This is a genomic window from Oleiphilus sp. HI0066, from assembly GCF_001635725.1.
Genome location: NZ_LWFH01000120.1, coordinates 1 through 654, shown reverse-complemented (window position 1 = coordinate 654; position 654 = coordinate 1). Strand labels below are relative to the sequence as shown.

1 protein-coding gene is annotated in these 654 nt (G+C 47.6%); it reads left to right on the top strand.

What is annotated here, in order from left to right; all coding sequences use genetic code 11:
• The coding region (locus tag A3738_RS02200) for an NAD(P)-binding domain-containing protein (RefSeq protein ID WP_068763314.1) at positions 1-654 on the top strand (654 nt) is incomplete at both ends.

Here is a 654-nt window from a genome sequence, read left to right as displayed (position 1 = left end):
ATGCCTGAGCTCGTTGAAAGCTTAGTTAGAGAAGGCGCGCATAAAGCGCAGTCTTTGGAGGATGCGGTAAAAGCATCAGACGTCATTATTACAATGCTCCCTGCTGGAAAGCATGTGGCTTCTCTATTTTTAGGCGAGCCAAATGCCAAACAGGGTTTGCTCGAACAGCTCAGCAACAAGCCTCTGATTATTGATTCCTCAACGATTGATGCCGCAACAGCCAGAAGCGTGCACGACGCTTGTCGTGAAAACGGTATCGATATGGTTGATGCGCCAGTCTCCGGAGGCGTTGCCGCAGCAGCTGCGGGTAGTTTAACGTTTATGTGTGGTGGGGATGCTGTTGCCTTTGAAAAGGCGCAACCTATCTTAGGCGCAATGGGGGCTAATATATTCCATGCAGGTCCTGAAGGTGCGGGGCAGGTTGCCAAAATGTGTAACAACATGCTGCTAGCAATACACATGATCGGAACATCTGAGGCATTAAATCTAGGCGCAAACAATGGGCTAGATCCATCTGTATTGTCTGAAATCATGCTGGCTAGTTCTGGAAAAAATTGGAGCCTAGAAAAATATAATCCTTATCCCAATGTTATGCCGACAAGCCCTGCCTCGAATGATTATCGACCGGGTTTTATGGTAGATCTAATGGCCAAA